Here is a 12,606-nt window from a genome sequence, read left to right as displayed (position 1 = left end):
CCCTAACGCCTTACAAGGTGATCAGTCATGACCTCTGGTGTTGACGCCGAACCGTCAGGAAATGCAGAAGGCGGCTCTACTCTGACGCAGGGCGTGTGGTTCGCCTGACGTCTGGCAAGGGTGTACTTCTTTCGGATACAGCCCAAGCGGCACGAGGGCCTGCACGCCCCAGCCGGAAACGACCCCTTCTCAGGCTCACGTTCTGCGTGGCATTGCCGATAGGTCTATATTCAGCTTATGGCCGTCATTGAACTTCTCAATGATGACTTGCCATTAGTGATGCCATAGAGCCATCTATTCATGTAGATGAGCTGTTTTGGCATCGCAAAACTGACCTGCACCTGCAAAGAAGGGTGTTTCTTGAGCCTGATCAGGCACCTTCAATTAAAACGAGAAAAGACATGAACATTCTTTCGCCTGGTATCAGCCTTACCAACCGCCTGCGCTTCCCTGCCAAATTTGCCGTTTTAGCCGTAATTATCGTTATTCCACTGGTCATTCTCGGTATGAGGGTGTTCAGCAACCTGAATTCAAGAATCGATAGCGTCGAGCAAGAGCGTGTCGGTCGCGAATACCTGCTTACCGTCACGCCTATTCTGCGGCTTTCCATGCTCCAGCGCGCGCACACCAACCGTCTGTTGTCAGGTGATGCGTCTGCTGCTCAAGACCTTGCCAATAACCGCAACCAGCTTGAAACGGCCTTCAATAATCTTTCCGATATGGATGCTCGCAAGGGCCCTGAGCTGGAAACAGAGAATCGCGTGCAGCGCCTTCGCGAAAGTGCGCGCTCACTGATGGAAGGTGTCAAACCGGGCCTGTCGCCGGACGATTTGTTTGCTCAGTGGAACGAGCAACTGGCGCAGACGCTCAACTTTATCTACTACGTATCGGCCACCTCTGGTCTGGTGCTGGACGATGATCCTGCGACGCTGTTTCTGATCGACCTGAGTACCATTCGTATGCCCAGGGAAATCAACGTGGCCGGTCAGGTCCGAGGTATCACTGCGGGCATTAGCACAGGACAGGGCCTGACCGCCTCGATGCGCGGTTCGCTCGACAGCCTGTTGAGGCTCGAGTTGCTGTTCCGTGGCGAGCTTGAGCAGAGCGTTCGTTTGCTCAAACGACGCTCTCCAGAACTGGCCAACCGCATCAATGATCCGATCGCCACGGCCACCACGGCAATGGACAGTTTCCGCAATGAGTTGCAAGCCTATGTCAAAGGCACGGACTACTCGGCGCAAAGAGGTCAGGCGCTCGGTGCTCAGGGTAACGTTGCGGTCGCTGCCCTTTATAAGGCACAAGACGAAATCCAGGTTGCACTGCAGGACCGATTGGATTCCCGCTACACCTCGTTGCTCCAGCTACGCCAGATGATGATCGCCATGTGCGTGATTGTGGGTTTGTTGCTGCTCTATGCGTTCAGCAGCATCTATCGCGCCTTGCGCATCGCCATCGACAGCCTGTTGGGTGTTACCCGTCGACTGGCCGACGGTGATCTGAGTGCCAGAGTGCAGGTGGTCAGCAAGGATGAAGTGGCCGATATCGGTAATGGCCTGAACCTGATGGCAGAAGCATTTTCAAGCTCCATCTCGCACATGGATCGTACCTCGTATGAACTGTCTGACGTGGCGGCGCGACTGGGCACGTCCATTGGTCTGGCCAAGCAATCGATGAACGCGCAGCAGGCCGAAACCGAACAGGTGGCCACCGCTATCAACGAGATGACTGCGAGCGTCGCCGATGTGGCGCAGAACACTGAAGGCGCAGCATCGGCTGCTGACGAGGCCAATACCGCTTCGCGTAATGGGCTGCGCATCATGCATCAGGCCCACACAACGATTCAGGCCCTGGCCGATGAAGTGGAAGTCAGTGCCCAGAAGGTTCAGGCGCTAGCCTTGCACAGCCAGTCGATTGGCGGCGTCATTCAGGTGATCAGCACTATTGCCGATCAGACCAATCTGCTGGCGCTCAACGCGGCCATCGAGGCGGCACGTGCCGGCGAGCAGGGTCGTGGTTTTGCGGTCGTGGCTGACGAAGTCCGCACGCTGGCATCGCGTACTCAGGCGTCTACTGAAGAGATCCGCAGCATCATTCAACAGCTGCAAAGCGCGACCGACGCTGCCGTGCAGCAAATGCAGGCAGGGCAGCACAAGGCTCAAGCGTGCATTAGTGCGGCCAGCGAAGCATCCGGCAGCCTGTCGAGCATCAGCGAGGGTGTCGAGCGTATCGTCGAAATGAACACCCAGATCGCCAGCGCTGCCGTACAGCAGCATGCGGTTTCCGAAGACATCAACCGTAACGTCATGGAAATTCGCAACAGCTCCGGGACCTTGATGCTGGGTATCGACAACAACGCAGTGACCGCCGACGAACTGGCACGGGTTGCGAGCGACATGCGCAATGTCGTCGCACGTTTCAAGCTGGTTGTCTGATCAGACCGGCACAAACTGCCGAAATGTCTGTCACGGGGTGTGGGGAGTAACGGAACAGAAAGTGCACTTAAGGGGAGCCCGCAGAATTCGGACAAAATCGTACATTAGCTATCGTTTGCGGTCAGTTTTGTAGCAATATAACAATACGTTTTCAACGTCTTACTGTTTTAGGGGTCCGGGGAGCAATGGAACAGCGAACCGACTTAAGGATAGTAGCTATTGGCCTTCTTTCTCCATGAGCCGAACCTAAGCGTCTGTCCGAAAGAGGATCGCTCAACGAACTGGGCAGCCTGCGGCTGCAAATTGTGGGATTTTGAAATCGGTTATCATAGCCGAAATCGAGTCGATACCTCCTCAGCACAGGCTTACACATGGCGTCAGAGACAAAAAAACGTAAACGGGCGAGCCGGGCAAAAGCCAAGGCAAAGCAGACCCGTCTCCAACGCGCCGGGCATACCACCTTCGTGCCCGATACCTGTCACCGCCACTGTAAAAATGACCCCCTAACGCCAACCTAGAATTGACCCCCCTGGGTAAAACTGGCGGCTTTGAGCTGCCAATATGTTGACCCAGGAGCAGTCTGTGGAAATTAAAGTGTTGGCCCGTCAGGGCCATGGCATCAAATTCATCGCCCGTGAGCTGGGTATTTCGCGTAACACCGTGCGCAAGTACCTGCGAAAGGCCCGGTCGCTACCCAGTGACAAGGTGAGACCCGCACGTCCGTGCAAAATCGACCCCTTCAAGGACTACCTGCACGAGCGTATTGAGGCGGCGCGCCCACACTGGATTCCGGCGACCGTCCTGCTGCGTGAGATCACGGCATTGGGGTACAGCGGCGGCGTCAGTCGTCTGAAGGCTTATATTCGCCCCTTCAAACGTAAGGCAGAAGAGCCGGTGGTACGTTTCGAGACACTGCCCGGCAAGCAGATACAGGTGGACTTCACCACCATTCGACGAGGCCGTCAGCCGCTTAAGGCGTTCGTGGCGACACTTGGTTTTAGTCGAGCAAGCTTTGTCCGTTTCTCCGAGCGAGAGGACAGCGAAGCCTGGCTGACAGGGCTTCGGGAGGCGTTCGCTTACTTTGGCGGCGTGCCCGAGCAGGCATTGTTTGATAACGCCGGAACCATCATCACCGAGCGAGATGCTTTTGGGGAGGGCCAGCACCGTTGGCATCCCCGATTGGCTGCGCTGGCCGATGAGTTTGGTTTTATTCCCAAGGTCTGCCGCCCTTACCGTGCCCAGACCAAGGGCAAGGTTGAGCGCTTCAACGGGTATCTGAAGGGCAGTTTCATTACCCCGTTGGCCGCTACGCTCAAGAGTGCGGGTCTGACGCTGGATGTGGTGACGGCCAACGCACATATCGGCCAATGGCTCGACGAAGTCGCTCATCAGCGGATTCACGGCACGACGGGTGTTCAACCGGCGGTACGTCTGGCCCAAGAGCAGCAGGTACTATTACCACTGCCAACACAGAGCCTGCGCCCACAACCCGCCCAAGGCCTACGCCTGGGACGGGTCCTGCCGTACGAGAGCTTGCAGCATCCGCTGTCGGTTTATGAGCAACTGCTGGAGGTGAGAGCATGAACCTTCAACATGCTCGCCTGACAGAACTATGCAAGGGGCTAAAGCTTGAGCGCGTCGGGGTGGACTGGCCGCACCTGGCCCAACAAGCAGCAAGCGGCGAAGACAGCTTTGCCGACTTCCTCGAAAAGCTGCTGGCTGCCGAGACCGATGCCCGAAGTGAACGCTCTCGACAGGCCCTGCTGAAAACTGCCGCGCTGCCCGCTGTGAAAACGCTGGAGCAATACGACTTCGCGTTTGCCACCGGCGTCCCCCGGGCACAGCTCCAGGAGCTGGCAGCACTGAGTTTTGTTGGACGTGCCGAGAACATCGTGTTCCTGGGGCCTAGTGGTGTAGGCAAGAGCCACCTGGCTATCGCCCTGGCCTACCGGGCAGTGATGGCCGGTATCAAAACCCGCTTCGTCACGGCGGCTGACTTGATGCTGCAACTGACCGCTGCGCACCGCCAGGAACGGCTCAAGGAATACTTCAGTCGTGTGGTGATGGCCCCTGGGTTGTTGGTCATCGATGAAATCGGCTACCTGCCGTTTGGTCGTGATGAAGCCAACCTGTTCTTCAATGTTGTCGCCAAGCGCTACGAGCAAGGCAGCCTGATCCTCACGAGTAACTTGCCGTTTACCCAGTGGGCCGGAACCTTTGCGGATGATCAAACACTGACAGCGGCCATGCTGGACAGGCTGTTACATCATGCCCATATCGTGCAGATGACAGGTGAAAGCTATCGACTCAAGGACAAGCGCAAAGCAGGAACCAAATCTTCTCGGGCCGAACCGGCTCGAAAATATGAACCCGAGGGGGGTCAAAACTAAGTTGGCGATTTAGCACGGAAGGGGGTCACTTTTTAGTTGGCGTTGACAGATACCGACTTTTCCTTCGATATCGATCCTTTCGGTGATGTCGATCTTTGTAGTTGCTGCCAGACAACGTATCTGAACGACATGTTTCCCGACGCTTCTTGCGTAAGCGTTTCGATGAGAGAAGGGCCAGGCGGATTCGCCATCACCGCCGTCATTCACCACGATGAGGAGCCGCCCTGCTGACGTGGCCTCTGCACCGCCTGCTTACACACCTCGACCGCTCAAAAACCTCTTCACGGCCAACGGCTGCTGGGCAGATTTGCTGGAAGCCGGCGGTCTGCGCCAAATCGAAGTGGAGTCGATCAGCAAAATGCTCGCCTGCGGCACCTCGATACTGGGCGTCAAACACTACACCTGTGGCAATGAGCATTGCCCGCACGTCAAATACCTGTGCAACACCTGCCATTGCCGGGCCTGTCCCTCCTGCGGCAAAAAGGCCACCGACCAGTGGATCGCCGTGCAAAACAACCGTCTGCCCGACTGCCCCTGGCAGCATCTGGTGTTCACGCTGCCCGACACGCTGTGGCCCCTGTTCTTCTACAACCGCTGGCTGCTCGATGCGCTGTTTCGGCTGGCGGCCGATAACCTGATCTACGCCGCCAAGCGGCGCGGTTTGCGCGTCGGGATTTTCGGGGCGCTGCACACCTATGGCCGGCGGCTCAACTGGCATCCCCACGTCCACCTGTCGGTGACCGCGGGCGGCCTGGATGAGCAGGGCGTCTGGAAAAATCTGTCGTTCCACAAAGAGGCCCTGCGGCGGCGCTGGATGTGGCTGGTGCGCGATTACCTGCTGGGACAGCCGCTTTCGCAACTGACGATGCCGCCGCCGCTGGCCCACATCCTCTGTGAAAGCGACTGGCGCCGTCTGATACTGACCGCTGGCGGCCAGCACTGGCACATCCACTTGTCGAAGAAGACGGAAAACGGGCGAAAGACCGTCAATTACCTGGGCCGCTACCTGAAAAAACCGCCGATCTCGGGCAGTCGTCTGGCGCATTACACCTGCGGGGCCACGTTGAGCTTCACCTACCTGGATCACCGCACACAGACCTATCAGCAGGAAACGCTGAGCCAGGCCGACATGCTGCGCCGGGTGGTGCAGCACATCCCGGAAAAGCATTTCCGGATGATCCGGTATTTTGGTTTTCTGGCCAATCGGGTCTGCGGGCAGTACCTGCCGAAGGTCTATGAAGCACTGAAGATGGCGACGCCAGGACCGGTACCAAAGCTGTATTTTGCGCAGATGGCCAAAGCCTTTCTAAACGTCGATCCGTTCCGTTGCGTGCTGTGTGGCGCACGGATGGTATACACGGCGGCAATCAGCGGGCTGACGGTGCAGGGACTGGTCCTCAACGCTCAGGCGATCGCGCAGATGAGGTACGTGAAGCCCTGACAGGGGGAAGGTGCGTCCGCACCTAAGCTTCGCGGTTAAATAACCTGCGTTAATGCGGATTGATAGGGATTTTCACTGCATAAGTAACGCATCAGCGTCTTCCTACCCATCGCTATGAAGGCATGACGCCTCCTTCCATAGCGTCAGCTTGATGCATAGGCATTTTGAAATTCCTATGCATGAACGCCATGGACGCGTCTTGAATGGCTTCGGCGCTCATCGGGCCTTTAACAAACTGCTCGATCAGCTCTTGGGGAATCGAGGGCAACTCCCTCGCTGTTGCATTGGCGGACTTCTTTTTGGTCGGCATACATGCACCTCTAGCTACATGTTATGCCCGAACACAAAATTTCTGACAGTCTCGCAAAAGGTCGGGCATAATTAGGAGTGACCTGCCCCCCAAACGGGCTGGCATACCTGTTTTCTTATATATTGGGACATTAACCGACCCTCTACGCAATTGCGACCTTTGGTTTTAGCACTGTAGAGAAGTCGATCTGCTTCATCCACGGCGGCTGTATACCCTCCCTTCTCAGGTATCTTGATCGTCACCACTCCGGAACTAATTGTAACACTCCCCACTGGACTGGCTGAATGCTCTATAAGCGCGTTTTCAATGGCTAACCTGACCTCCTCGGCAACGCTTAAAGCACCCGCCAAATCTGTTGCAGGTAACAGGATCACAAACTCCTCTCCACCATACCTTGCTGCTAGATCGCCAGGCCGCTTAATGCAGCTTCCGATAAGCCCTGCTACCTGGATTAGGCAATTGTCGCCCCTTAGGTGGCCGTAGCGATCGTTGTATTGCTTGAACCAGTCAATATCCATCAAAATGATAGAGATGCATGAGTTATCCCGGGAGGCGCGTTCCCACTCCTTTTGCAAGGTCGCGTCGAAGCAACGCCGATTGGCCAAATGCGTCAAACCGTCCGTACGAGCGATGATTTCCAGCTCTGCTCTAGCGATGCTCAGCTCATTTTCGGCTGTGATTAGGTGCTGAATTTGCCGGTACAGCAAGAAACCCAGCAATGACAAGGAAAAAGTGATCATGCCTATCACGGCCATGGACCTATACGCATATACCCACCAAGGCGCGAATACATGCTGATATGACACTCCAGCAGCGGCAACTATGGGTAATCCGGACACCCGACGAAAGGCATAGATCCTTTCCACTCCATCCACAACAGATTTGATCACAGCGGTCCCGCTGTCGCTGTATGGCAGATAACGAGTAAAAAGATCACCTTTGGCCACATTGGTCGTCATCAGTGCGGTCAGCGTAGGTCGCCGAGCCAACAGGTCGCCATTATTCAGCGCGAGGAAAATCACCCCATTCTCGTCCACATCCATGCGTTTGAAGAATGATTGAAAATAGGCAACGGGCACAGTCGCTAACGCTACACCTTTAAACGTGCCATCGGCAGCATTGATACGTCTGCTGATCGGGATGATCATATCTCCCGTAGTGCGACTCTCTACGACGGCACCGACGTGGATGGACTCGTCGGCATTATCGCGGTGATAAGCGAAGTACACGCGGTCACTGTTGTTTTTCACCCGCACACCTTGGGAAAAGGAATTAGCGACCCAGTTGCCTTGGGCATCGTAGATGAAAAGCCCCTGAATGCCATCCACGTTAATCACGTCCTGAGCCATCAACTTCGCCAGTCGAGCTTGTTGATCACCGTCCACACCGTCGTGCTCCACGCGCTCCACGAGATCACGGAGCGTATTATCAGCCTGCCGTACCGTATCCTGAGCTAGCTGCTCGGCGGCCAGAACGATGTTTGAAACCAAAGTTTTGGCTGTAGCGACGCGCTCACGCCTGGACTGGTTCATCTGCCAGGCTGTAGCCAAAATCAACGACAGACACACCAGAACAATGAAGCCAGTTAGAGCTTTGGTGAGCAGGAAAGGCGTGAGCCTAGTTGAGGTAATGTAAAAAAGCTTCACGGGAATGTCATCAAATTGGCGTTACGGCACTCCATGCAAATTTCGTTCCTAGGTATCGCTGTGTCTATACACTTCACGCTCTTCACTGCCCGCCGCGACCTAAAAAGGGTAAGGAAGCAAAAAAGCTATGCTCTATATGTAATGTGTCACTAGAAGCGCAGAGTGGAGGGGTTTGAGAGGCTTAAGGCCAGTTGTATTTTTTTCGCAGACACTGCGCTGAGGATCGTAATCTGCAACGAGAATTACCGTTTGGTAAAAGCTGCGGATCCAACGATCACGCTCTCCTTATTTCTTGGATCGCGATTTGTGCTGCCGCTCCGGTCAGATAAGAGCGGCATTCTCTTGATACGTCGCCTCTGGAGTCAAATCAGCTAGGGAAATCTGCAGTCGCTCCCCAGCTTGCGCACCATCAACGATGGCAGTGCGAGCGCCGCCGACTCAGGACAAGCGGAAACGTCCGACGATATTGTTCAGGTCCAAAGCCAGAGTCGACAGTTCACGGCTTGCGTTACTGGTTTGCTGCGCGCCTGATGAGGATTGCGCTGATAGATCTCGAATGTTCATAAGGTTGCGGTCCACTTCCCGTGCAACGTGTGCCTGCTGTTGCGCAGCACTGGCGATGACCAGATTGAGGTCGTTGATCTCGCTGACCGCCGCGCTGATGACGGTAAGAGACTCATTGGCGCCCTCGGCGATACCTAGCGTTTCACTGGCCAGTTCAGTATTGCCACACATAGAACCTACCGCCCGCTCTGTACCAGTCTGGATGTCGGTCACCAGACGTTCGATTTCACTGGTTGATTGCTGGGTCCGGTGTGCCAAGGCACGGACTTCGTCTGCCACCACGGCAAACCCGCGCCCGGCTTCACCTGCGCGTGCGGCCTCGATCGCGGCATTGAGTGCCAGCAGGTTGGTCTGCTCGGCCAGACCACGAATCACATCCAGCACCTTGCCGATGTCGCGCGACTGACCCGCCAGCTCGCCGATCAAGGTGGCCGTTCTCTGTACGTCGGTGCTCATGGTGTTGATTGCACTGACAGTCTTCTTGACCAGCCCCAGACCGGCCTGCGTTGCGCTTGTGGCATCGTTCGAGGAGCGAGCGGTGTGTTCGGCGTTGCGAGCGACTTCTTCCACTGCGCTGGTCATTTCATTGACAGCGGTTGCTGCCTGGTCAATCTCATTGTTTTGTCTATGGATACCTTGAACGCCTTCTTCGGTTATGGCTTCTCGCTCAAATCGATGCGAGTACTGCAGGATGAGGGGCAACGGCATCAGGTGGTTTTAGGCTGTCGGGAGCCGGGACCGCGTGGGACGAGTGAGCCGTCCCGGGCCCTCTTAGCTCAAGGATTTTTTGCACAGATCGGCTTGGATCGGGCGTCAAGCAATGGTTCGCTGCGCAGTTGCCCATCGGGTGCAATACCCTGATAGCGGGCGCATCCCCGGGGATCATATTCAATACGCGCGTCCCGGTACTTAAGGCGCATATCAGCCGTCTGAAAGGCCATGACTTGATCGCTCGGCAATGCGTCATTGCCATAAGAGTGAAGGACTGGCGGGGCTGGATTAGACCGCACACAGCCTGCGAGCAAAGCGGCAGAGGTAAAAAGTAACAGTGCTTTCATTGGTTTTCCCAAGGCAGATGATAACGTTGAGCAATTCTAAAGGGTCCCCAATCTTAAGAGAGTCAGGCCGGGGGCTCACTGACAAGGGTATCAGCCCTACCAGGTGTCACGGAGCGGTCATGAAAATGACCGAAGAAGAAATGCGTCAAGCATTGTTTGGATCGGGCGGGTCAACAGTGCGCTCAGCCGCTCCACAGCCCCAGCCAAATACAGACAACAACCAATCTGCAAAAGCAGCTGCCAAGCGAAAGAAGGCCAAGAATTTTGTACCAAAGCTCGTGGTAACGTTGCGTGTAGGTAACGAGTATGAGGGCACGTCGGAGTTGATCACACATGAAGCCGACACGCTCAGCCGTCTTCAGGCTGAAGTAGATGCGATGAAGATTGCCCGCAAGAAATACAGGTACGTGGACCTGGTTTCGATCAAGCCAGCTAATTAAATCTGCTGATTACACAGGCAGTGGCTCAGTATTTCACTTTGAAGGTCGGCGAATCCTCCGGGCGATTCTCTCGCCGATCGTAGATCTTGGTCGTGCTGATATTGGCGTGACCCAGCCAGGCTTGGACCTTGGCTATGTCGGCCTCGTGCTCCAGGGCATTGGTGGCTGCGGTTGCCCTGAGTCCATGGACGCCCAGGCCGTCGACCTCAATCCCGGCCTTTTTCGCATAGGCCGTCACGACGGTATAGATGCCGTTGGCCGTGATGCCGGCACCCGTCAGTTTGCCGCGCAGCGGTATGAACAGCGGCACCTTCCTGTCGGCCAGATGATGCCCCGAGCTTTCCAGGTACTGATGAATGCGGCCGGCCGCGATTGGGTGCAGCGGCAGGTAGCGCACCTTGCCGCCTTTGCCGTGGACCTTCAAATGCTGAATCCCGCGGCGCTCCTGAATGTCGCTGACCTGCAGCAGCGCCGCTTCTTCACGGCGCAGCCCGTGATAGAGAAGAACAGCCAATAGTGCCCGGTCGCGCTGCCCTTTAAGCGTCGTTTCATCCGGCGCCTCGAGCAGCGCCTTTGCCTGGTGATCACCCAGTGCCGGCGTCTTGCCTTCGTTGCTTTCTATCCTGGGTCGTTTCACCCCATGCACGGGATTGCCACCAGCGATCGCATTGCTTTCCAGGAGGTGATCAAACAGGCTGGCCAGCGCGGCCAATTTGCGGCGGATCGTAGCGCCCGCCAGACCGCGATGCTCGAGCTGGGCACGCCAGGCCAAAACGTGTGATCGGGTGACCACACGAAACTCATCGGCCGAGGCCAGCCCGACAAACCCACAGAAGTCTTCCAGGTCATTCTGGTAGGCACGGCGGGTTCGCGGATTGTCCAGGTTGGCAAACCACTCGACCGCGGCCGGAACCTGGGCCAGCGTCTGAAATTCGACCGACGTAAGCCGACGCTGATCATTCTGATGGGCTTTCGTCAGTTCCTGCATAAAATTCCCATTATTGGATCGCTCTTGATCATTGATCACTCATCCAGTCACGAAAGCAACGTCTAACGCTGCCCATGCCTACAAAACCGACAAGCGGAAAAAACTGGTGATAACGTATTTCTTACGTTGGTAAGCAGCGACAGATGCTTGATACGTTGTAGTTAGCGCGGAGTCAGCGACGCCAGACGGGCCGCTGGCTTTAAAGGAACGCTTGGAGTCGGCTCATGGGATATCCAGTCGAAGCCGACATGCAACCTTGGCGGCTTCGCATGCTTCTGTGAGACTTGCAATCAAACGGCGTTCAATGCCAGGGTGGTCACGTTTGCTTGAAGTCATGGTGGTTCCAGAATCAATAGCGTGAGTAGGCAAGGCGTGCGCTCGCGCCCGTTGAAGGGGGCCTTGCCTATTATCATCAAGCTCTACGTAGCAGGCGATGCTGCTCGAAACTCAACCGTGAGGTGGCTAACTTCGTGAACAGGCTTCAACCGATCACGGATGCTATCCGCATTCGTTGTAGTGCCACCAAGAACGCTAACGATTGCAGCATGGGCCTCTGGGCCGACACGCCACACGTGCAGGTCGGTAATTTCGGCATCGCCAGGTTGTTCAACTAGTTCGCGAATTTCGTCGGCAACATGGCTGTCGGTTTGATCAAGCAGTACACCCGCAGTAGCGCCCATCAGGCTCCAAGCCCACCGTGCGATAACAATCGCGCCCACAATACCCATGGCTGGATCAAGCCAGACCCATCCGAGGTAGCGGCCGGCTAGCAGGGCGGCGATGGCAAGAACAGATGTCAGAGCATCGGCAATCACATGGATGTACGCTGACCTCAGGTTGTTATCACCCCCGTGAGAACTATGGTTGTGATCATGATCATGGCCGTGGCCGAGCAGCAGAGCGCTTACAATGTTGACTCCCAAGCCTGCGATGGCAATCAACGTTGCCGTCCCGAACTGGACGCCAGTAGGCTGAAACAATCGAATGACCGATTCAACGCCAATCCCCAAAGATACCAATCCCAGGATCAATGCTGATGCAAAGCCACTCAGATCTCCCACCTTGCCGGTGCCAAAACTGAAGCGAGTGCTGGACGCATGGCGCTTGGCATATGCGTAGGCCGCAGCTGCGATCCCTAACGCACCTGCATGGGTAGCCATATGAAATCCATCGGCCAGCAGAGCCATGGACCCTGTGAGGTACCCAGCAGCTATCTCACCGACCATCATCACAACGGTAAGTATCACCACCCAAAGGGTGCGCTTTGCATTCTCATCATGTGCCGATCCGAGATACACGTGCTCGTGCGTAAAGCTGGTGTTGCTTTTCATGAAATT

At 56.0% G+C, this 12,606-nt stretch carries 8 protein-coding genes and 3 pseudogenes; 6 read left to right on the top strand and 5 right to left on the bottom strand.

Going from position 1 to position 12,606, the window contains the following annotated elements:
• Positions 1-401: 401 nt before the first annotated feature.
• The 5 genes and pseudogenes from PCPL58_RS32500 to PCPL58_RS00340 form a co-directional block, all read left to right on the top strand.
• Positions 402-1,517: pseudogene (locus tag PCPL58_RS32500) on the top strand (methyl-accepting chemotaxis protein); the annotation flags it as partial.
• Positions 1,518-1,562: 45 nt separating this feature from the next.
• Complete coding sequence (locus PCPL58_RS32495) at positions 1,563-2,432, top strand: methyl-accepting chemotaxis protein (protein ID WP_371411892.1); 870 nt, start codon at positions 1,563-1,565, stop codon at positions 2,430-2,432.
• Between the two features lie 561 nt (positions 2,433-2,993).
• A complete protein-coding gene (istA, locus tag PCPL58_RS00350; RefSeq protein ID WP_002551322.1) occupies positions 2,994-4,016 on the top strand; it encodes an IS21-like element ISPsy4 family transposase in 1,023 nt (340 codons plus the stop codon).
• Complete coding sequence (gene istB, locus PCPL58_RS00345; RefSeq protein WP_005741073.1) at positions 4,013-4,822, top strand: IS21-like element ISPsy4 family helper ATPase IstB; 810 nt, start codon at positions 4,013-4,015, stop codon at positions 4,820-4,822. The genes istA and istB overlap by 4 nt, the downstream gene beginning before the upstream one ends.
• A gap of 232 nt (positions 4,823-5,054) precedes the next feature.
• Positions 5,055-6,263 (top strand): IS91 family transposase, encoded by a 1,209-nt coding sequence (locus tag PCPL58_RS00340; protein ID WP_232002768.1) that lies wholly within the window; start codon positions 5,055-5,057, stop codon positions 6,261-6,263.
• A gap of 181 nt (positions 6,264-6,444) precedes the next feature.
• Here PCPL58_RS00340 and PCPL58_RS00335 read toward each other — a convergent pair.
• The 3 genes and pseudogenes from PCPL58_RS00335 to PCPL58_RS32490 form a co-directional block, all read right to left on the bottom strand.
• Positions 6,445-6,573 (bottom strand): annotated as a pseudogene (locus tag PCPL58_RS00335) (IS256 family transposase); the annotation flags it as partial.
• Between the two features lie 71 nt (positions 6,574-6,644).
• The gene (locus PCPL58_RS00330) at positions 6,645-8,219 is read right to left on the bottom strand and encodes a sensor domain-containing diguanylate cyclase (protein ID WP_065348574.1); all 1,575 of its coding nucleotides are present in this window, start codon (positions 8,217-8,219) and stop codon (positions 6,645-6,647) included.
• Between the two features lie 438 nt (positions 8,220-8,657).
• A pseudogene (locus tag PCPL58_RS32490) lies at positions 8,658-9,149 on the bottom strand (methyl-accepting chemotaxis protein); the annotation flags it as partial.
• 811 nt (positions 9,150-9,960) lie between these two features.
• On the opposite strand from PCPL58_RS32490, the gene PCPL58_RS00320 reads away from it, so the two are divergent.
• On the top strand, positions 9,961-10,281 hold the full coding sequence (locus tag PCPL58_RS00320; RefSeq protein WP_083188267.1) for a hypothetical protein: 321 nt from the start codon (positions 9,961-9,963) through the stop codon (positions 10,279-10,281).
• A 25-nt stretch (positions 10,282-10,306) separates the two neighbouring features.
• Here the strand turns inward: PCPL58_RS00320 and PCPL58_RS00315 are convergent, their stop codons facing one another.
• Both PCPL58_RS00315 and dmeF read right to left on the bottom strand, forming a co-directional pair.
• Positions 10,307-11,269, bottom strand: coding sequence for a tyrosine-type recombinase/integrase (locus tag PCPL58_RS00315; protein ID WP_065348573.1), 963 nt, complete (start codon positions 11,267-11,269; stop codon positions 10,307-10,309).
• Between the two features lie 419 nt (positions 11,270-11,688).
• Positions 11,689-12,600: a CDF family Co(II)/Ni(II) efflux transporter DmeF gene (gene dmeF / locus PCPL58_RS00310; protein ID WP_065348572.1), complete on the bottom strand. Its 912-nt coding sequence runs from the start codon at positions 12,598-12,600 to the stop codon at positions 11,689-11,691.
• Between the last annotated feature and the right edge of the window lie 6 nt (positions 12,601-12,606).

This window comes from Pseudomonas cerasi, from assembly GCF_900074915.1.
Lineage (GTDB): Bacteria > Pseudomonadota > Gammaproteobacteria > Pseudomonadales > Pseudomonadaceae > Aquipseudomonas > Aquipseudomonas cerasi.
This window is presented reverse-complemented; position numbering and strand designations above follow the sequence as displayed.